This window comes from Cupriavidus sp. UYPR2.512 (genome assembly GCF_000379565.1).
In the GTDB taxonomy this organism is placed as follows: Bacteria; Pseudomonadota; Gammaproteobacteria; order Burkholderiales; family Burkholderiaceae; genus Cupriavidus.
This window is the reverse complement of the sequence record NZ_KB903189.1, coordinates 1-19,419: the sequence shown is the minus strand read 5'-3', so window position 1 is coordinate 19,419 and position 19,419 is coordinate 1. Positions and strand designations below refer to the sequence as shown.

Annotated in this window: 16 protein-coding genes and 1 pseudogene; 11 read left to right on the top strand and 6 right to left on the bottom strand. The window is 57.1% G+C overall.

The genetic code is table 11. From position 1 onward, the window contains the following. Nucleotides 1-234 (top strand): transposase (locus tag A3A5_RS0133960; RefSeq protein ID WP_018314898.1); only part of this gene is annotated, 234 nt, incomplete at its 5' end. An 839-nt stretch (nucleotides 235-1,073) separates the two neighbouring features. On the opposite strand, the gene A3A5_RS0133955 is transcribed toward A3A5_RS0133960, so the two are convergent. Together A3A5_RS0133955 and A3A5_RS0133950 are read right to left on the bottom strand one after the other, a co-directional pair. Continuing rightward, the gene (locus A3A5_RS0133955; protein ID WP_018314897.1) at nucleotides 1,074-1,847 is read right to left on the bottom strand and encodes a 3'-5' exoribonuclease; all 774 of its coding nucleotides are present in this window, start codon (nucleotides 1,845-1,847) and stop codon (nucleotides 1,074-1,076) included. A 26-nt stretch (nucleotides 1,848-1,873) separates the two neighbouring features. Next, nucleotides 1,874-2,125 carry a hypothetical protein gene (locus tag A3A5_RS0133950; protein WP_232431543.1) on the bottom strand — a complete coding sequence of 84 codons (252 nt, stop codon included), beginning with the start codon at nucleotides 2,123-2,125 and terminating at the stop codon, nucleotides 1,874-1,876. 181 nt (nucleotides 2,126-2,306) lie between these two features. Between A3A5_RS0133950 and A3A5_RS0133945 the strand changes: the two genes are divergently transcribed. The 7 genes and pseudogenes from A3A5_RS0133945 (at nucleotide 2,307) to A3A5_RS42550 (ending at nucleotide 9,937) form a co-directional block, all read left to right on the top strand. Further along, nucleotides 2,307-2,732 carry a helix-turn-helix transcriptional regulator gene (locus A3A5_RS0133945; protein ID WP_026201405.1) on the top strand — a complete coding sequence of 142 codons (426 nt, stop codon included), beginning with the start codon at nucleotides 2,307-2,309 and terminating at the stop codon, nucleotides 2,730-2,732. 859 nt (nucleotides 2,733-3,591) lie between these two features. After that, nucleotides 3,592-4,134: a TnsA endonuclease N-terminal domain-containing protein gene (locus A3A5_RS0133940; RefSeq protein WP_018314894.1), complete on the top strand. Its 543-nt coding sequence runs from the start codon at nucleotides 3,592-3,594 to the stop codon at nucleotides 4,132-4,134. Next, on the top strand, nucleotides 4,115-6,085 hold the full coding sequence (locus A3A5_RS0133935; protein WP_026201403.1) for a DDE-type integrase/transposase/recombinase: 1,971 nt from the start codon (nucleotides 4,115-4,117) through the stop codon (nucleotides 6,083-6,085). Before A3A5_RS0133940 ends, A3A5_RS0133935 begins: the two co-directional genes overlap by 20 nt. Further along, nucleotides 6,082-7,014, top strand: coding sequence for a TniB family NTP-binding protein (locus A3A5_RS0133930; RefSeq protein WP_026201402.1), 933 nt, complete (start codon nucleotides 6,082-6,084; stop codon nucleotides 7,012-7,014). Before A3A5_RS0133935 ends, A3A5_RS0133930 begins: the two co-directional genes overlap by 4 nt. A 68-nt stretch (nucleotides 7,015-7,082) precedes the next feature. Then, a complete protein-coding gene (locus A3A5_RS45885; protein ID WP_081624050.1) occupies nucleotides 7,083-8,084 on the top strand; it encodes a TniQ family protein in 1,002 nt (333 codons plus the stop codon). A 32-nt stretch (nucleotides 8,085-8,116) separates the two neighbouring features. After that, a pseudogene (locus A3A5_RS45880) lies at nucleotides 8,117-8,446 on the top strand (TniQ family protein); the annotation flags it as partial. A 216-nt stretch (nucleotides 8,447-8,662) separates the two neighbouring features. Beyond that, complete coding sequence (locus tag A3A5_RS42550) at nucleotides 8,663-9,937, top strand: helix-turn-helix domain-containing protein (RefSeq protein WP_232431542.1); 1,275 nt, start codon at nucleotides 8,663-8,665, stop codon at nucleotides 9,935-9,937. A 263-nt stretch (nucleotides 9,938-10,200) separates the two neighbouring features. Here the strand turns inward: A3A5_RS42550 and A3A5_RS39790 are convergent, their stop codons facing one another. Together A3A5_RS39790 and A3A5_RS0133915 are read right to left on the bottom strand one after the other, a co-directional pair. Next, the gene (locus tag A3A5_RS39790) at nucleotides 10,201-11,133 is read right to left on the bottom strand and encodes a hypothetical protein (RefSeq protein ID WP_198293197.1); all 933 of its coding nucleotides are present in this window, start codon (nucleotides 11,131-11,133) and stop codon (nucleotides 10,201-10,203) included. 85 nt (nucleotides 11,134-11,218) lie between these two features. Then, nucleotides 11,219-12,253 (bottom strand): TauD/TfdA family dioxygenase, encoded by a 1,035-nt coding sequence (locus A3A5_RS0133915; RefSeq protein WP_018314890.1) that lies wholly within the window; start codon nucleotides 12,251-12,253, stop codon nucleotides 11,219-11,221. Between the two features lie 91 nt (nucleotides 12,254-12,344). On the opposite strand from A3A5_RS0133915, the gene A3A5_RS0133910 reads away from it, so the two are divergent. The 3 genes from A3A5_RS0133910 (at nucleotide 12,345) to A3A5_RS0133895 (ending at nucleotide 18,434) form a co-directional block, all read left to right on the top strand. After that, a complete protein-coding gene (locus tag A3A5_RS0133910; protein WP_157637371.1) occupies nucleotides 12,345-13,382 on the top strand; it encodes a hypothetical protein in 1,038 nt (345 codons plus the stop codon). A 4-nt stretch (nucleotides 13,383-13,386) separates the two neighbouring features. Then, nucleotides 13,387-16,737, top strand: coding sequence for a UvrD-helicase domain-containing protein (locus A3A5_RS0133905; protein ID WP_026201401.1), 3,351 nt, complete (start codon nucleotides 13,387-13,389; stop codon nucleotides 16,735-16,737). A gap of 641 nt (nucleotides 16,738-17,378) precedes the next feature. Beyond that, nucleotides 17,379-18,434, top strand: coding sequence for a hypothetical protein (locus tag A3A5_RS0133895; RefSeq protein ID WP_018314886.1), 1,056 nt, complete (start codon nucleotides 17,379-17,381; stop codon nucleotides 18,432-18,434). An 87-nt stretch (nucleotides 18,435-18,521) separates the two neighbouring features. Here the strand turns inward: A3A5_RS0133895 and A3A5_RS39785 are convergent, their stop codons facing one another. Next, complete coding sequence (locus tag A3A5_RS39785) at nucleotides 18,522-19,073, bottom strand: DUF3883 domain-containing protein (protein WP_018314885.1); 552 nt, start codon at nucleotides 19,071-19,073, stop codon at nucleotides 18,522-18,524. Nucleotides 19,074-19,184: 111 nt separating this feature from the next. Continuing rightward, nucleotides 19,185-19,419: integrase core domain-containing protein (locus A3A5_RS39780; protein WP_018314884.1), on the bottom strand; the 235-nt coding region annotated here is incomplete at its 5' end.

Genomic DNA, 19,419 nt, shown 5'->3' with positions numbered 1-19,419 from the left:
AAGATCCATCACGCCATCGAGCAGGATATCCTGGACCGCTGGCTCTTCGAGCACCGTATGGTTCTCTTTCATCTGCCGCCTTACAGCCCCGAACTCAACCTGATTGAAATCGTCTGGAAACATGCCAAGTACCACTGGCGACGCTTCGTCACATGGACCAAAGAAACCATCGATACCGAGATCGAAATTCTCCTCTCCGGCTACGGCTCAAAGTTTGAAATCCGTTTCTCGTGAATACTTATATAGCTTGATGTCAGCCGAGGCCTGCTGACGGCTGATCCCAAACCAGTCCATGAGCTGCGTAGTAATCAGGCGACCTTCCCAATACGCGACCAGCTCGATGGCGCGGAGTCTAAGCAGGGCTTCGTGCTTGAGAATGGACATGCAAGTGTGTCAGATACTCTGAAGCACCGATTTTGACTCGTTGCGATTCTGGTGTAAATAACTTTACGGTAAAGTTATTTGTTATTTGTGAGGGTGGGCCCCGCTGAAACGATCCCATCCAGCTGGTTGAAGCGTAAGCCCAGGCCCGGTCGGTCCCGTCGTGGTCCCGTTGTCTTCAAGGCGTGGCAATACGGATAAGGCAGGAACTGCTCGACGAGTTCACGCTGAAGTCAGTTCTTCAGTTGCCACACAATGTGTTCGCGCCGTATATCGACGTCAGGACCAGCTCTCTTTTTTGAGCGGGGGGACCAACTGAGCAGATCCTGTTCTGCGAGCCGCGACTCGCTGAAGGAGTAACCCAAAGCAAGACCAATCCGCTCATTGTATGAATGGCTTTTGCCCTAGCTTTAGTGCGTTAAGACGGGCAAGTCGTTTGCCGAGCTGGCTGAAACGTGTTGGATCGTTCAGCGGTCCGAGGCGGACGCAACTCTCAATCTCGATCTCCAGAATCCACGCCTAGTGCGTACAAAGCACCCAGGCTGCGGATGGCAGACTGCATGCGCTCTCGGACTCCTTTGGTTCGCTCGCTTCTCAAATTCGATGAGCCCCGTACTGGCCACAGCCACCATGCATGTTGGTTCCTGCAGTCGTCGGCATTACGCTCGGCGTACTACCAGCCTCGTGCGGCCTCACATGAAAGCGAAGGCGTTCGCGCGCGCATCGTGCAGCGCGTGATGCTCGCCGCCATGCACAGCGATGTATTGCGCCACGCGTTCGGCATCGATCTTTAGAAACACGTTTTCATGCCTCCATCCGCGTGGCAACGGTCCGCCGAGCAAATGTGTGACCAGCTCGTAATCACAATCGGAGTCGTAGCACAGCACAGGCTTGGGCTTGAGTGGTATCGCCAATAGCCACGCCAGAAGCTCGTCGCGCAACTCTTTGAGCGGCATTGACCGGCCTGGAAACTGGCCGAGTTGAGGCAGGACGATATCGCGAACGAAGTCGCTGCACAGTGGCCGCTCAAAGTCCGAACGCTCGCCGTAGAACTCGCGCCCATCCTCGCTCACGATTGCAATGCTGATGAGCCGACTGTCCGTGAAGTCGGTGAACTCGGTGTCGATGAAGTACCGCGTTTTCCAGGGGCTTCGCGGCCCTTTGGATTCATGTATGGCACGCGCAGACTTGATGATGTCAAGCCTGACCTGCTCGGGCAGCAGGGTCGTCATGGGAGAGGCTTGGCGCAGATGCTGGCCACGATCGGACTCTTCCAGAGCCAGCTTCCAATCGCGCTCGGCAATGATGCGCCTCCATTCATCGCGCAGCGGCTTGGAGCGGATGGAGGCCACCGTATCCCAGCGCTCCAGGATTTCCAGTGCCCGAGCCTCTAGCGACGGATCTGCGCGAACCATCCGCACCGCCTCTTGGTGCATGAGCAAGCTTTGCAGATCTTGCTTATTCACTGGGTTTTCTCCCTTTCCGGGTCGGGTCATGCCCCGTCCTCCCCAATCGACTGCTCGATGCGCTGGGCGTCGCGCATGTTGACCGGCCCGTGGGTGCACATTGACATGATGCCGGCCAGGCCGAGCCGGTACCGATGGTACATCCGTGTCCACGGGTTGTAGAGCGTCACCGACGGGCTCTTTCGCTCAGGGCGTGGGGTCGGCGCGAACAGTTCATTCAACAGCCGATCCCTGCCATTGTCGTGGGTGCCCATGGCCTTGAATCGATCGTCGCTCACGAGGGGTGCCTCCAATAGAATCAACGATTTACATTTTGAAGTGTTAATCAGGTGTTAATTTTGTCTTATAAATCAATGACTTGAGAGAAAAATTGTACTTGGCATGAAGTCTGGCATGTGCTTCAATAGCTGCGTAGTGCCGTTCGCAGCCATACCAAGTACCTTCTCCGGATGTGGTCCAATGAGTAGCCCAATCGCCACTTTTCTCCGTGCGCTTCGTTTGCGTAGTGGCATGCGTCAGCATGATCTAGCTAAGCTGCTGGGTTACGAGCAGGCGTACGTGTCCGCCATCGAACTTGGAACCAAGCCGCCGAGTGAAGAGTTTCTGGGAAAGCTCGACAGAAGTCTGTCTCTCAATGAGCGCGACAACCTGGAAATGCGGCTCGCGGCAGAAAAGTCGAGGCGGCGCTTTGTGCTTCCTGCGGATGTACCAACAGAGACGTACCTGCTATGCCACGAGCTTTGGGAAAAGATTGACCGGCTGTATCCGGCTCAGATCCGGGCCATACGTGACCTGGTTCGGATTGATGAGCTTCTTGCGGACGAGCCTACGTACGGCCCGGCACGTTTGCGCCGACGTAAAGCAAAGGAGGATGCCGAAATGTAAAAACGGGACAAACCTTGGCGGCTTGCCCCGTCGCTGACCTCGCTTGGAGGCCGATACTTCCTGTTGGCGCTTGAAGTATCCCTCCTCGTCGTCGGCTGGTCAAGACCGCCCATTCGTCGATCGTCGGTTAACTTCGGTTTGGCTTTGGGAATTACAACCCAAAGAGGGAAGTTATTACGCCCTAAAAATTGAAGTTTTCTTGGCGACGTCCTCACATGGGCGCCGCCGGCCGGCGGTCGTCTCACAAAAGCGACAAGGGACCTACTATGGCAGACCACAGTTCGCCTACACCGAATATCCCGGGAAGGCATCTCTTCCAGTCTCAACTTCCATATCAAAGCGTCCGTACCCTATCGCGGTGCGTCGGGAGTTGAAATGCTTGCGAACGTGCTTGTAGTACTTCGCTTGCAGTGCAACGGGACGGCCAAGACTCGCCGAACAACCTGAGCTAGGAGGAGCCATGTAAAAACAAAAGCGCCACAGACCTGGGGTCTGCAGCGCTCTCTGGCGGAATCTCGGTAGAGACCCTGCTTCGCAAAGCCAGTCTCTCCCCTCCCGCCTAAAGCGTCAAGTCTCCCGTTTGTTTCTTTCTAGCCGACAGCCACTGGCTTGACCGTTCGTGGTCAAGCCAGTGCCGCCGCTCGTGCGTTCCACACGAATCCAGGACAGCCATATGTCGTCTGGCAGGAGTGCTGCACGCTCAAAACCTGTATGCCGTTGCCGCGTCAGTGCGTGAATCACTGAGGCAGCAGGCTGGGAGATCTATATGCCTGTACGCAAAGTCATTACACGACGCTCTAACCATTTCAGAGCGTATATCCCGTCACTAAAGAACGGGCATCCAACGCAATGCGAATCAATGCTTGAGGGCAAATTCATCCGCTTGTGCGAGTTGTCTCCCCTGGTGCGCAGCTACGAAGTTCAGCCTTCATTCGAGCAGATCTCTGTGGGTGACTGCCCGGAGAAATATGTCCCGGATGTGCGTGTCCGCTTCGTAGACGGTGCGGAGGGGTGGTTCGAAGTGAAACCTGACGTCCGCCTCAAATCAGAGCGGGTGGCGCGACGTCTGGCCGCGGCTGCTGTCCACTTTGCTCAATCTGGTCGACGGTTCCGCGTAGTCACAGACAAGCAGTTGGATACGGAACCTCGCGCCTCAAACGTGCTGGAGGTGATGTATCAACGCCGAGCGCCCCTCACCAGCGTCGAGCTCGAGCGCTTTCGCCACAAGCTTAGGAGCGAGTCTCCTCAGACGATGTCGGATTTCACTTCGATGGTTGGCCATTGTGATGCTTGGCGTCTACTGGGGCTGGGTATCGTGGGTGTTGATCTCGACCAGCCAATCGTTCCGGACGCTGTTATCTATCTTGAAGGAGGGCATCGTCATGCAGACATTTTCGCTTAGAGCGCGACTAAGTGTTCTTCTTAATGGCAGGCGATTGGTGCTCGCAAATCGGCTGATGGACAGGCGGCTCGCGTTCAAGGATGACTTTGGCGAGCCAGTCGTGCTCACTGAAGCCGAGTTCTATCGACTCTATGAGCAGCGGGAACTGGCTCTTGATCCGGCGCAGCCTTATATCGACACCATTCCCCTGATCAGGAACGCGCCGCCAGATCTGACCTGTTTTCCCAAAGCGCACTCAGATGAGGCGCTGCGCCGACGGTCTTACCTCGAGGCGCTCTTCCAGCCAGATGGTTCGAGGTTGCCCAACGACCATGAGCTTCGCAAGCGCTTAATGGCAATCCATGCGGTGATCCACGATGCCAAGCAGCCGCCTTCACCGCTAACCGTGCGGCGCTGGGCACGTCGCTATCGCACAATGTGTGTCGTTCAGCTTGTTCCTCAGCACTGCAAGAAGGGCCGCGCCGCCGTCATCCGAGGCGAGCTAGAAGATCTGCTCCAAATATGCCTCGAGGAGTCATACCTCAAGCCCGAGCGGCCAACCATCAGGCAAGTCTATGAGGATCTTCGGTCGCGTGTGGATGGCGTGAATAGAGGGCGTTTGCCATCTCAGCAGGTGAGACTACCGTCTGAAATGACGCTTAGACGCTATGTCGATCGACTGGATCAATATCAGGTCGACTGCGAGCGACTCGGAAAACATGCGGCGGACAAGAAGCACCGCAACGCAACGGGCCAATTGAGGGTCGACAAAATCCTTGAGCGCTGGGAGATCGATCACACGTTGCTGGACGTGCTTATCGTCGACCCGAAAAGTGGTGAGGTCATTGGTCGTCCGTACATCACGGTCATACTCGATCGCCATAGCCGTATGATCATGGCGTTCTTTATTCACTTATCCGCACCGAACACCGAAAGTGTTCTTCGAACCATCGAGCGAGCTATCCGCCCAAAACATGCATGGCTGGCAAACTATCCGATGGTCCTCAATGAGTGGCGTGCTCGTGGGCTGCCTCGCTACATCGTTCCTGACAACGCCGCAGAGTTTCATGCGCATGGACTGATCTTAGCGTTCAACGAACTCGGTATCGAGGTTCTGTTTCCCCGTTCCCGAGGTCCGGAGATGAAGGGCGCGGTAGAGCGATTCTTTCGCACTATGGCGGAGGATTTGATTCATCGTTTGCCGGGGACGACCTTCTCCAATACGCGAGAGCGCGGTGATTACCCCTCAGAGAAGTTGGCTTGCCTCACGCTCACTGATCTCGAGTCAGCGGTCATGAAGTGGATAGTCGATCGTTATCTCCAAAAGCCTCATCGCGGTTTGGGTGGTCTCACGCCAGCCAAGGCCTGGGAGCAAGGTGAGCTTGAGCGTCCTCCGCTTTTGCCCCTAGATCTGGATGAGCTTGAGTGCGTTCTTTCTCATCGGGCAGACGTACGCCTTCATCACTATGGAGTCGAGGTCGATCGACAGCAGTACCACTCAGCGGAGCTTTCCGAACTGCGTTTGCGTTTAGGGAAAGAAGCGCGAGTTGACGTTCGCTTTCGTGATGAGTTGGGTCATGTATGGGTGCGCGATTCCGGGCGCAATCTCTTCCTGCAGGTGCCCAACAAGGATTCGAGGATGGTTGGGATGAGCCGAGACGTCTACAGCGCAGCTCGGCAGCGGGCCAAGGAACTCAGTGGAAATCCCAGTAACCCTGATGCAGTCTTTGAGGCCTATCGTCAAATCATGGCAGATGTTGAGTTGGCGAAGAGGTCCAACAAACTGCGCAAACGACGCTACGCCGCACAGATGGAGCTCGACAAGGACGGCCATCAGCGCCAATGCAAACCGGCTGCAAACGAATCACTACCTGCTGCTCAGTCCACCCTTTTTGATTTCGAGTCACCGCCGCCGCCGCCGCTCGAGATCCGGCCTCGGACCCTTCGCGCCATTCCAGGAGATCAATCATGAATGCATTGAGTGAATTCTCTCTTCGCCATCAGTTCATTAAGACGTCTCAAGTATCTTGGGCTTTCGATCGGCTGAGTGAGGTGCATCACGATGTCCTTAGCTCGCGAAGCAGTCGAGGGCTTATGGTGCTTGGGCCAAGCGGGGCCGGCAAAACCACAACCGTAAGGGAGTACCTGAACACGGCATTTCCGCAGGTGTGTGTTCCCGGAAAATCATGTCGAGCGGTGCACGTGGAGATTCCGGCTTCGCCGACGCAGAAATCTCTCGCGACGTCGATATTGATTGGTCTTGGCGATCCTTTCGCAACAGCTCAGAGGCACCCCGCAGAACTGAAGATGGCCCGCGTCGCGACGCTTCTTCGGAATTTGCACACCGAAGTTTTAGTTCTCGACGAGGCGCAGCATCTTGTCGACTACAAGCGAAGCAGCACCTACGACGCCGCCGATTGGCTCAAGAATCTGATGAATAGTTCCGAAGTCACCGTCGTTCTTGTTGGGCTGAAGCGTGCTCGTCAACTGCTTTGGGCTAACGAGCAGTTGCGAAGAAGGTTCTCTGCCATCGTCGAACTTGAGCGATTCGGTTGGGCAACGATTGAGGACCAACGGCGATTTGCTTCCTTGGTATCCAGCATCGGGAGGATATTGCCCGTCCCAACCGTTGACCTCACAGAGGGTGATACGTTGCACCGTCTTTATCACGCCAGCTTTGGCTTAATGGACTACCTGATCAAAAGTCTGGATCGTGCTGTATGGGCTGTTCGGAGCGGCCACGCAAGGGGTATCGATCGCGCAGTTCTCGCGCGTGCGTTTCGCGACGAGGTTTGGGCTGACGTACCTAAGAATAGGAACCCGTTTGCCGAAGAGTTTACTTTCACTCCGTTGATCGGAATTCACGAGCCCTTCGAAAACTTCGATATCACTTTGCGCTAGCCCGCGCGGCCCGGTGTAAGCGCTGGGCCGCATCTGCATACTACATCCCATGGAGAACAATTCATCTTATGTTTTGCCTGACCAGAGCGAAGGGGACATCTCAGGTTCCGCAGCCCGACGCAACACTAGCGGGTGGGCGCGACGTTCGTCAGTGGTCGACACCATCTGTACCTCCGCCCGTTCAAGTCTCTCCCTATCCCTACGAGAGCTTTGAGAGTCTTATGTTCCGGGTGGCGGAGTGCAACGCCTTGGGCTCTGCTAGAGGCGCGCTCCGAGCGCTTGGTGCGCAATTTCCGAGACCGTCGCGCTATTGCTATAAGTATCTTAGTCCGTTACTTGGTATTGAACCTGCCACGTTGGCAGCGATAGTACCCACAGCAGTTGATGGGGACCTTCATATCCTGGGGCACCAACTTCTGCGTGACCGCCACATTGTTCGTCACGCCAGTCGTTTTTGCCCGATGTGTGTCTCGGAGCGCGGTTATGGTGCACTGGAATGGGGCCTTGCTCCGTATGCTGTCTGTGCCGAGCACGGTATCTACCTGGTTGACCGCTGTGCCTGCAATCCGCGGAGGTCTCTGAACATGTTTTTTCGCCACAGATACTTCACATGTGTATGTGGGGCCGACCTTCGCAACGCCGCTGTGGTTCCTGCAAGCTCTGCCGCATGCAAACTTGCCAAGGAGATTCGGCGACGATTTCGGCAGGAACCGGATCAACAGTTGGATAGCGTGTTCCCGATATTGAATACGTGGCCCGAAGACGCGCATTTTGGCGATTTTCTCGACTTGATGATATGCCTTGGCAGCCTCGCGCGCGAGTCTAGAGCGATTAGCTCTCACCTCAGACAGGCGGTGTATCGCTTGGACCGGGTCACAGTTCAGTTTGAGAACGCGGCCGATGTTCTTTCGAGCTGGCGAGGTGGTTTCGCGTCGGCCTTTCGCATTGCTAACCCCACCGTCTACGCGTCAAGGGGTACATCGGATAAGAAGTTCCGGTTGCTTCGGGCAAGGGCGAAACGGTATCTACCGCCATTGGTGTATCGATGGCTGGCCCTTCAGCGAATATAGATAGCAGCAGGCTCTTTTGAGCGAGGTCGAGCATGCTGAATCTTCCTGTAGTCCCAGCTCCTTTCGAAGACGAAGACTTGCTCGGCTTCCTCGCCAGGTGCGCGAACTCTAACGCGCTTACAGTCGCCGAGCTTGTAAGAGCGTTTCGATCAGCCTCCCAGACTGCTATGAGGTCCCAGTTTCGGGAAGTGGAGCTCCCGTTGATTTGGGGTAACCAATTCGACGAACTCCTGCATCCGAGCACCCGTCCCGCAAGGGCCTGGACTCATCGGAACCGCAAGTTTTGTCCCCACTGCATGATTGAGGCCGGATACTGGCGAGCAAGTTGGTGTTTGATGCTTGCGACTTGTTGCCCTCGCCATGGCATTTGGCTTCAAGAGCGTTGCGGCAGCTGTGGCACAACTCTTAGCATCGAAGCAATGCGATGCTTCCGGTGTGACGCCTGCGGTAAGTCGCTTGTGGACGCTGACTCAGCCGTCCAGCCGGCTGGACGGGAAGCGCTCTGGATCGTCCAGCAACTCACCCTTCGGGTCGCTCGGTCAGGTGAGCGTAGCGACCACATTACCGGTGACTTGACGTTGTCCGAGTTCCATGAACTCGCTTTGAGAGTTGGCGTTCGCGGGAGCATTGTCAACACCAACAAGCCTCTCAAATTGAAGGAGGCCGGCGCACTGACGGTTGCAATACCCATTGCCGAGGGGGCCGGCAGGGCGCTGATGAATTGGCCGTATGGGTTCGAGGACATGCTCGGTGCAATACGCGAGAAGCGACGCAACGCTTCCAGCTGGAAGATGCGCGAAGCCATGGGGCCGATTTATTGGGATATCTATCACTATCTCAAAGGTCCACGCTTTGAATTCGTACGGACGGCTTTCGAGTCATACGTCCGCGATCATTGGGAGGCACCGATAGCATGTCGCAATAGAAACATCGGGCTACCACTCGTTCGAAACCACACTTGGGTGGCCGTATGCGAAGCAGCCAAGAGAAGTGGTGTAGAACCAGCGCTGCTCAAGCGTATGGCAAAGGGGCGAGAGATACCGACACGCGAGCAAACACACAAAAGCGGTAGATGTACTCGAATCGTGAATCTTGCCTCGGTGGGCGACTATGCCGGTCGAGTGCAACAGGCGATGTCCGCTGAGCAAGCTGCGACACATCTCGGAATCAGTCGCAAGCGCATTCGGCAACTTCTGGATGCTGGTTTGCTGGCTGTGCTTGGTGGTACTCCCAGGGCGGGGCAACGATGGTGGATTGATCCGAGATCCTTGGACCGATGTGCGCATTCTGGGCGGAAAATGGCAACTGAGCCGAAAAACTCGGTCTCAGTGACGCAGCTTGCGAAATACACCATCGCAAGCGCCGAGAGCTTTGTGTCGCTGATTAGTGCTATCCAGACTGGGGAGTTGCCCGTCTGGGTCCCTCCAGGTTCCAAGCAAGAAATAGGGAAATGGCGCCTCAGGAAGGACAACCTGGTGAAATGGCGAGCTGTTACGGAAGAAGTTCGTGCATCGAGGCTTTCCGTCGACGATGTAGCTGTGCAGCTTGGCGTAAAGCAGGAGGTCGCCTACGCGCTGGTCCGAGCGAAGCTCGTGCCAGCCACTATTGACAGCGCCGGTCGGCGTGTTGCCCAGTGGGTAGATATCCATGCACTGAGTGAGTTCCGGGAGCAATATATTCTGGGCACTGAGTTGGCCGCCCTGGCAAGAACGAGCCCGAAACAGATGGCCCAGCGGTTGAAGGCATGCGGTATTCAACCTATCGCTGGGCCCGCCTCTGCGCCAATCTTTTGCCGGCAGTATGTTTGGCAGCGGACTCCAGGCGTTCTCTCTGCCGCCGTGGCGGAGACGTGATATCGATGAGGAAACCCGCCCTTGCGTTCCAGCGATGGCTTCAGAAGGGCTTCCGAAGCGATTCAGATTGGCTCGCCTGACATATGAGGAGCTTGGGAGCGCCGCGCTATGGCGATGCTCGTCTCCATTGAAGCGCCGATCCGATCAAGACAAATCGATCTGTTTGCCGATACCTGGGCGCCACCACTCCGAAAATACCTGATCCAGCGCATGCCGTTCACGTTCGTCCCCACAGCACGCCCTCGCAAGGCCGAACAAGTTTGTCATTCGGACCGTCCGTTCCTCAGTTGTCGGGGTGGCTCGAACCCGAACCTGCGCCGCCATGGCCTGATCCTTTGGCACAAAGGCATCGGTAGCCCCTCCGGGGACAAGGCAAATGCCATAGTTGGGTCACCATGCAAGATAGGCGGAATGACCCGAGCAATCAGCCGATGCAATGCGCGATCCCCGGTCACGACCGCTGGGGTGCCCACAAAGCGATAGCCTTGCTGCCGCAGCAGGGGGAGGCCGAGCCACAGATTGAGGTCACCTGCACGGTTTCGCAGATAGGGAACATTGATGTGGTCTGTCTCGTCCTTCCGCCCAGGCTGGAAGGCAAGAAACGAGTCGAGGTACGAAAATGCGGGCTTCAAGTCGTCAGCGAGTTTGAGGGACTGGCTACCCTTGAGCAAGGTCCCCAATGCCGTCAGCATCATGGCCGACGTGAATCGCGGGATATCGTGCTGCGCCATAGCTTCCAGTCGCAGCAACGCTTGTTGAGCGGGGAGTCTTTCCGTCAGCAGCGACTTCATAATCGCGATGTAGGGAATGATCAAGCTGAATTGCGTGCGCAATGCCTCATCGTTCCTGCGCAGCAAGCCCTCCTGCTGCTGCGCAAATTGAGCGCGGAACGGCGCTCCCAGCTTCGCCAGATTTTCGATCATGGCTTTGATGCGATCCGTAGTCGATTCCCGGAATTGCGGGTTAGAGAGCCACTGCTCCTGCAGCGCAGGCCAAGGGTTGATCACGCACTTCGCTCGAATCTCCTCGGGCAACTGCACGAACCACTGCACGTTGCTGAGAGCGTTGGTGTCCAAGAAGAGTTCGTAAGGGCCGGCGCCTTTCTCGGCGTTCAAAAACGGCCACACGATGGCGGTACCGCTGCTGGTGCGAATACACCGCTCAGCGTAAGGCACCGGTTGGTTGAGGATTTGCATGCACAGTGTGTTTTTTATTTCTTAGGATAGTGATCTGACTGCGATGCTTTGGTCGCTCTGCTACCAGGTGTTCCCACGGGCAGTGCTACGGGAATAGGACGTGCGGCGGGGAACCACCGAGGTGGCGCTTGTGCACCGCAAGGTTTGAGGTGTCGAGGGCGTATGCGCGCAGGAGCCACCGTGACTGGCCTCCGACGTCCTCGCCAACCTCTCCCCGGCCGTGTAGGCTCAGCCGGTTGTTGATGATGAGGATGTCGCCCGCCTGCACCACGACCGGCACGGCAATCTGGTTGCAAGCCGCCTCTAGATTGTTGGAGGCCTGCTCTGCCAGTCCGCCGGGTTCGGACGGAACGACAGTGCTATGACTGTAGCGCACGTACGTGCCGCCGGCGACGTCCTTCAAAATCGGTTCATCGACGACCACCAGCTCTTTCCCCAAGATGCGCTTCATGCCCTGCACAAATGTCTTCTGGGAGCGAATCGAGTACTGCGGCTTCTTGAGTTCATCAACGTCACCAAGCGGCAGGGTGGCAAGCGCGTCCGCCAGCGGCATCAATTTCGTCGGAACGTTCTTAGGGTTGCGCAGACCCACGAGAGTCACCAGGTCAGGCGAAGGGGCAATGCGCACGTCTTTGGCATCGTCTTCACCGTTCAACGGGAAACTCACGCCATCCGTGTGGCCGCGCATGCCTTTCTTGGATTTCTCAGCGAAGGCGCCATCCCCCGGCATTGCCACGAGGTTTACGAACTGGTTGCCGTCATTCTCAGTGGCGTAGGAGACCGTCTCCAGGTTCAGCACGCCATGCACGGCGAGCACTGCCGCCCTGGCCGCCATCGTGCCCGCCGTGTCGGGCACGGGAAAGAATCCCAGGGGCGTATCGCCCAAGTCAGCGGCGTCGAAGACCTGCTGCAGATGACGATACGGGGCTTGACCCACGAATCCTCGGGCAACGGCCGATGTATGGCCACCGAGTACCAAATTGCACTGTACTGCCGCACCCAGCATCGCACTCAGGGTAGCGGGATTTGCCATCTCGGCTTTCCGCTGGTCCAGTTCGGTGGTCTGCATCCAGTGGTCGACCGCTGCCCTGACGGCCGTGGCGAGGTCCGTCTCCGTCATAGGCTTCCTCCCGGGGTTGATATATTATTGATACATGCCTACACTGATGTCAAGGGGCGACCATTCGCCCGCCATGCGATGGAGAGCGTCAATGAATCCCGCTCACGACCCTGTCGGCCTTTCAGAGGGACGAGCACTGCTAGCCCGACTGCCAAACCTGTACCTTGCCGCCATTAAGAGTACCCAACTTGAATATCGAGGTGGGAGCGAGGTGCGCTGCTCATTTGACCTCCCCTCGTTAGGCAAGCGGACTAAGTCAGCACCTACTGCAAGAGAAGCCATCCGCGCCATCCTCATTGAGCTCTCTGATGCTTTGACCCGTATGCCACTTCATGAATGGCCGAACGATTCGGGCCGACACTGCTGGTCTGCCACACCTCCGATGGAAAGTGCATCGGTGTTGGAAGGCGAGACGGCCGAGCGATTTCAGTCAAAGGCTCGCCAGTTCACCATCGGGGTCACGTTGCCAGTAACACTGAAGAAGTCTTTGAACGGACTGGCAGAGCAGCAAAGCACAAGCTTTGCGGACGTGGCTCGCCAATTGGTAGCTGTGGGGTATGACGACTTCGACGATAGGTCGTTCTCGGAAGGGTCGGCAGGACTGCTTTCCAAGTTTGTTTCCGAGGTTGAAAAATGGCTTCCCTCGGACACGGAGCAGGTAATGCTCAGGCTAGATCCATCCTTGGCAATACGCCTTCGTTCTAGCGCCAAGGAGTACAGGAAGTCTGCATCCGAATTTGGAGCAATGTGCTTGGCACACGGTCTTCTTCTGCAGACTCAGTTAGTTCAGCTCGAGCAGAAGATCGCAGCATATCGCGGTGCTGCTGTTCGCAAACTTGCTCCACAGGTGGGTCTCGGAACTCAGGCAGCTCTGCTTTCAGGAGTACTTGCGGGTTCCATCCGTACACCAAAGAAGGTATTGAGTCGTCTCAGTGAAGTTTTTGAAGCTACAGAGCTTGCCTTGACTGAGTTCTTCAAGCGTTCCTTTGAGAGTCGCACTGTGCCAGCGTTCAAGGCCGAGAGGGGGAAGCCTTACGTTTCTCCCTCTGCGACATCTTGGGAGGACGCGGTCAAGTCGTTGAACTTGCCAGCGGATCAAGCCAGGGAACTTCTCCAGCTCGACGAGTAAAGTCATGAACCCATTCCAACGTGCGCGAGACGAAGCAAAAGCAACACGAGAAAAACTTGCCCCAGGAATGGCTGACACTGCCATTCCGGCAAAGAACCTTCTCGGTGCTGTCGAGGACGAGCTCGGCTTGGCTATCGAGCCCGTTGACCCGTCATACCCAGACCTCGGTGACGGTAGCGCAGTCCTGCAGCGTGAGCAGTTGTTCATTTATGTCAGCAACGAAATCCCGTTGTGGGGCGATATGTTCTGTGGCCTCGTTGCCCACGAACTCGGTCACTGGTTCCTTGACGCCACCAAAGCTCCATCGACGGTTGCTCATCTGAAGACTCTCTTTGGAAGTGACGGTTCGCCTGCCGTCATGAAGGTGGAGGCGTACGGAGCCCGTGAGCGACAGGAGCTTCAAGCGAACGTCTACGCCAGAGAACTGCTGCTGCCACGCGACCTAGCGCGCAAGCTTGCGTTTAGTGGTGTGGGCCCAAGCAAGGTAGCTAAGGACCTTGGCATTCCACTGGAGTTTGCTCGTCAGCAGATGCTTGATGCGCTGCTGCTGCCAGACGCACAGTCCACTACCAGCGTGCTGAATCCTCCGAGTCCCGACCAGCGCGCAGCCGCACGTGCCGAAGAGCGTGCTGCCAACGTAGTTGCCGGACCTGGAACAGGCAAGACGTCGACGCTCATCCACCGGGTCAAGTACCTCGTCGAAGAGAAGAAGGTCGAACCGAGCCAGATTCTCGTCCTGACGTTCACCAACAAAGCTGCTTTCGAACTCGTCGAGCGTCTGCGCGGCGCGGGCATCGACCGAGCGGCTGACATTTGGGCTGGCACTTTCCACGCATTCGGGCTTGAGTTCCTCCGCAAGTTCCACCAACGGTTCAAGCTGGAGCCCGACCTGCGAGTGGCCGATCGTCTAACGTCGATGACAATGCTCGCTGCGGGACTGCCGCAGCTGGATTTGAACTACTACCTGCGGGTAGAGGACCCTTACGACTGGCTCAGCCCCGTCATCGAGGGTATCAAGCGCCTCAAAGAGGAGCTCGTTTCTCCTGACGCCTACCGCGAGTACGTCACAAAGCATCCGGCGGAGGATGCGGAGCTCCAACGCCGCCGAGAGGATGTGGCGACGCTCTATGAGGCGCATGAGGGGCTCCTGGCGCAGAGTCGGGCGGTTGACTTCGTTGATCTCATTTCAAAGCCGGCTCTGGCACTGAAGGCGGACCGCGCGCCGTTCACTGAGCTAGCCGATAGGTTTCAGTACATCCTTGTCGACGAGTATCAGGACGTCACCCAGGCAATGGTGGAGCTGTTGAGGCAGTTGGCGCAGAAAGCGAAGTCCATCTGGGTCGTGGGTGACGTTCGCCAAGCCATCCATCACTGGCGTGGCGCTTCGCTCAAGAGCTTGTTGAAGTTCGACGCCGAGTTCAAGGTGCACGCGGGTGGCACGAAGATTCAGCGCTACCCACTCGACACCAACCGTCGCAGTGCCAAGGAAATTCTTGAGCTGGTGCAAGAGGTTGGTCGTCAGCACAAGCTCGAGGCCAGCATGCCGCTTGACAAGATGTCAGCGGCCAAAAGTGCCTGCGGCGAATTGCCCAAGGTCGTTACCTGCGCCAAGCGGGACGAACTCCTAAGCGCGGTCGTCGACAATATCGTCGCTCTGCAAAGAGCTGAGGTCCATTTCGGCCGCCAAGCTGTCTTGTGCAGAAACGGCAGCGATGTTCAGCAAGCGGCGGAGGTGCTCGCCTCCCGAGGGATTCCCGTCATCTACATTGGAGAGTTAGCTCAGCGGCCAGAGGTCAAGCGCCTACTTTGCTTGATGCAGCTTCTTGTGGAACGGCAGCCTCGAGCACTGTTGGGCCTGGTGGATGTTGCTGGATACGCGATGCCGGTGGCCGACATTCAGCGACTGCTGGAGGCAGCGAACGACGACGTGGCGTACCAGCGAGGTAGGTGGCTGGATGACCCGCCACCGGGCCTTTCCGCGCCGGGCATGGGTGTCATCGCTAAGCTGAGTGAGCTGCTGAACGGGCGTCGCCACAGCTCCAACCCCTGGGCCTTCGTTTGCGACTTGCTGCTGGAGCATCACTTCTGCCGGCCAGCTTATGCAGACAAGTCCGTGAGCGCATGGGTGCAGCGCATCGCGCTGTGGCAATTTGCGTACGCCGTTCGCAATGGGGACGGCGAAATGAAGGAGGCACGCCTATCGCGGTTCCTTATGCGTCAGCGCTTGCGGCAGCGCATCGGTGAAAGCTTCGTCGACCGCGAGCTACCACCCGAAGCCGGTGCTCTCGATGGCGTCCGACTTCTAACGGTGCATGGAAGCAAGGGGCTTGAGTTCGACGCGGTCCATGTGGCCTACGTCAACGCAAGCAGCTACGGCGCACAAGCGCCCACGTGGGTGCCACCGGAAAACGTGCTGGACATCGTTCCTCCGGAAGCGCTTGGCAGCAGCCAGGACGAGTACGACGTTGAATCTGCGGTCGAGCGAAACAATTTGCTGTACGTCGCGGTCTCGCGAGCCAGGCGCCATCTCTACATCTATCAGGAGAACGAGTTCGGCGACGACACGCTCGCCCCGCAGCTCCAGCACTTCCCTCGCAAGTTCACCCCGGTTCGGTACAGCGGCTCGGCTATCAGGGTGGCTGCCGTGGCACCACACCGGGCATTCACGCCGCCAGGCGTCGTGAAGTTTGAGCACTTCGACACCTATGCGATGTGCTCGCTTCAGTATTGGTACTCGCAGGTCATGGGGCTCACGAGCGAAGCTGACATCGACATTTCCCTGCGAGCGCGTTGGGCAGTCATGAGCGCCTTGAAGGCGGTGGCCTCAGGCGAGCCCGGTGCGCCGGACGCGCAACTGCTTTCGGCGTGGGCAGAGCAAAAGCTTCCGTCCGACATTGCGGACCCTTCCCTTTGGCGAGACGCGACCTTCGCGTTCTCGCGAGGCCTTGACCTCATGCGCATGATTCTTGAAGAAGGCGGCCTATTTGCCGAACCCACCGCCGTCGTCGGCGGGGTAACCGTTCAGATGCCATGGGGCTTTGTCATCAAGGGGCCCTACGCCACCGAGTTCGCGATGATGCGGTTCACACGTCGCCGCGTGTCGGATATGAAGACAGTGTTGAAGCCCATAATTCCCGGTCTAGACCTTCCCGGAACGAAGAAGCTGACTCTCAACCATGTGCTCTCCGACAAGGTCGACGACGTGCCAGGTGGGAAGAGGTTAGAGGCGACCAAGTCGTTCAAGGCAGCTGTCCGAATGCTCGCGGGCGACACCCGACCTACGAAAGGTCGACACTGCGGCCGATGCGCCTACATGACCATCTGCCCGTCGGCACCGAGCTTGTCGCAATGCTGAAAAGAGAACCACCACTCGTTCGCCCCGACACCTTTCTCACGGCAGCGACCACGCGGCGCCGTGGCTGAGTACACTTACCTTGCGGCTTCAAGGAAAAGAACCGCCTCAAAGCCCTCAGCGGTCGCAGGACCCCGGAGCGGGTCACCGGTACGTCCCCATAGGCCTAGACTTGACGCCGTTCGCGACCTGGGTGCCCGCAGGCGTCGAAGGTGCCGATTTTGGCTGACTCCACCTCGTCGGACGCCCACTCCTCCTCCCACGAACTCGCGACTCAGGTCAAAGGTATACCGCTTTCCCGACTGCTCACAGGCGTTGTCGCCGCTGTCGCGCGAGCCTTCTCCGAGGGCATCAGTGGGAGCATTCCGGCGGCGGCCGCTGTCTGTTTTTGTTTGCTGTTGCGCAGGACGAAAAGGGCGGATGTATTCAAGCAGAGTCACGATAAGTTGGCCTGACGGACAAAGTGTGAGATCCGACTTGTCCTGTAGGACTGCTGGGAAGTGGTACACGCGCGAGAACTACCATCGCATTTGAGCATTGGCAGCCACCGACTGGCATCGTTCCCATCGACCCCCCACTTCAAAAGGATTGACTGGAAGCGGACTTTGGCGCGAACTTCCGGTAGTCCGCCCAAAATCACCTCTATGGCACAAGCACTCCACTACCCGACTATTGAATTCCACGACGTGGATGCACTCAAGCGATCGCTCTTGATTTGGGATCGTGTTTTCCGAATCGTGCCGCAAAGTTACAAACCGACAGACCAAGCGGAAGTGCGTGTAGCAGTCTCGTCTGGCGCCGTTCAAAACCTGCTGGTAGATGAGCAGGAAAAGGCTGAGGCTGCTAGGAGGTTTCTCGACTTTTATGCGGTGCGAGACAAGCCTACGACGCGGCTTGTCTGGCCAGCGGGTTTCTCCTCCGAGACATTCACGCGGATCAACCCCGAGAAGATTGACGCCAAGCTAGTGCCACTTTTCGAACAGCTCGCACACCGCCTCACGTCAGATGGCTTTCTTGAAGTTCCTCACGAAATGGCTGGCGGCTACATGTTCTACTTGGCCGCATCCGTGGCAAACCGACGGGCGCTCGACTTGTCCACCGACACGTCGGACTACTGGGCCGTTGGCAGCTTTTTTGCCGCCAATGGAAACTTCACTGAACAAGTGTACGCTGAATCGGCAGATGCATATCTTGCCAATCTCGCGATCGACGATCTATTGCCGAACTCTCTTGAAGGGGTCTCCATCGACGAGGTACTTCGCTTTCGTGAGGACTTCGCCGAACTGCGACATGACTTTCAGGCTGAGCTGAATAAGTTGAAAGGGGAGATAACTCGCTGCAACAACAAGAAGCACGCTAGGTACATCGTCGAGGACTTCATCAAACGATTCGAGAAGTCTAAAGACGAGTACCGGAAATCGCTGGATTTCTTCCGAAAGAGTGATATTTGCAGCCTTGTCTCCGTTGGGCTTCCGGTTGCCGCTTCGTTCTTGGCGCTTCCAATTTCGGCAGGCGCGGACCCGTACGCGCCGGTTCGTCTTGGCATGGGGCTGCTCTTCGGTGCGGTGTCTGCACTCGCAGCAAGGGAGATGATCAACAAGCAGCGAACGGTCGCGTCATATCTCGTCGATGCGGAGCGGCTGACGCGTACGCCCTCCTGGTTACTCCACAGGAAGTTCGAAGAGTTCATTAACGACTAGTCGACTGTGAGGCAACGGTGAGTCAGGATACTCACTACATGTACTACGTCCACTCAATTAATTATGGCAGCCCGGCTGCGAGCTCCCCTAAGAGCAGATGGCCTTGAGACGTGCTCTGTAGTCCATCGGTTCAAGTAGCAAGTTTGAGGATAGGCCGCCGCGTAGGATGAAAAGCTTTGGCAACGATGCGAAGTGGAAAACGCGATACAGACAGAAGGCGTCCCCGGTTTCGTCTGAGAAGTCTTTCTCGTTGCGACTTACAACGAAAGGCGTGAGTGGTCCTCCGTTGGTCGTCTTGACCTCGATGAACCTCGCAAGCTCCGATGATTCGAAGGACAGGATGTCGTAGCCAGTGCCGTCTCCAAGCCGTTCGGATAGCCAGTCGATCTTTGTCGCGAGATCCGGCCTCTGTTCTTTCTCCAACCGCTCTCGTTCAAATCCGACCACCCACGCTTCGCCGCTGTGACCGAGCTTCCGATTGCGTTCGTCACGGGCCGCATAGTCATACTTTCTTGGCAGGCGCGCGCTCTTCGGTGTTGGCTGCAGGACTTCGACGACAGGGGGTGTCACCAGTACGCTTGTGAAGAGTTGGTCGCCGGGATCCGTAGTTGACTCCAGATTATCCAAGACCGTCGACATGGGACCATCATTTGACGATATAAACTCAATGACAACCTGGCGTAACAGCTCCTGAAGATTCGTACGCGGCTTATATCTGAATCACCCCGGGAATCGAGGAGGCTGTTTTGTTTAAGTTGATGCCGGGGCCGCAGCGGTATCGCTGAGTTGCCGATAGTAGTTTGCCTCAGCTTCAGCCGGCGGGATATAGCCGAGGTATTCCATCAGGCGGTGGTTGTTGAACCAGGCCACCCATTCCAAGGTTGCAAGCTCCACGGCCTCGCGGGATTTCCAGGGGCCACGCCTGTGGATCAGTTCGGCCTTGTACAGGCCATTGATGGTCTCAGCCAGTGCGTTGTCGTAGGAG

Bases quoted from the DNA above. Each gene is read 5' to 3' on its own strand.
- A3A5_RS0133935 (WP_026201403.1), top strand. From the start codon at position 4,115: ATGCAGACATTTTCGCTTAGAGCGCGACTAAGTGTTCTTCTTAATGGC.
- A3A5_RS0133930 (WP_026201402.1), top strand. From the start codon at position 6,082: ATGAATGCATTGAGTGAATTCTCTCTTCGCCATCAGTTCATTAAGACG.
- A3A5_RS0133895 (WP_018314886.1), top strand. From the start codon at position 17,379: ATGGCACAAGCACTCCACTACCCGACTATTGAATTCCACGACGTGGAT.
- A3A5_RS0133940 (WP_018314894.1), top strand. From the start codon at position 3,592: ATGCTTGAGGGCAAATTCATCCGCTTGTGCGAGTTGTCTCCCCTGGTG.
- A3A5_RS0133945 (WP_026201405.1), top strand. From the start codon at position 2,307: ATGAGTAGCCCAATCGCCACTTTTCTCCGTGCGCTTCGTTTGCGTAGT.
- A3A5_RS0133915 (WP_018314890.1), bottom strand. From the start codon at position 12,253: ATGACGGAGACGGACCTCGCCACGGCCGTCAGGGCAGCGGTCGACCAC.
- A3A5_RS0133905 (WP_026201401.1), top strand. From the start codon at position 13,387: ATGAACCCATTCCAACGTGCGCGAGACGAAGCAAAAGCAACACGAGAA.
- A3A5_RS0133910 (WP_157637371.1), top strand. From the start codon at position 12,345: ATGAATCCCGCTCACGACCCTGTCGGCCTTTCAGAGGGACGAGCACTG.
- A3A5_RS45885 (WP_081624050.1), top strand. From the start codon at position 7,083: ATGTTTTGCCTGACCAGAGCGAAGGGGACATCTCAGGTTCCGCAGCCC.
- A3A5_RS39790 (WP_198293197.1), bottom strand. From the start codon at position 11,133: ATGCAAATCCTCAACCAACCGGTGCCTTACGCTGAGCGGTGTATTCGC.
- A3A5_RS39785 (WP_018314885.1), bottom strand. From the start codon at position 19,073: ATGTCGACGGTCTTGGATAATCTGGAGTCAACTACGGATCCCGGCGAC.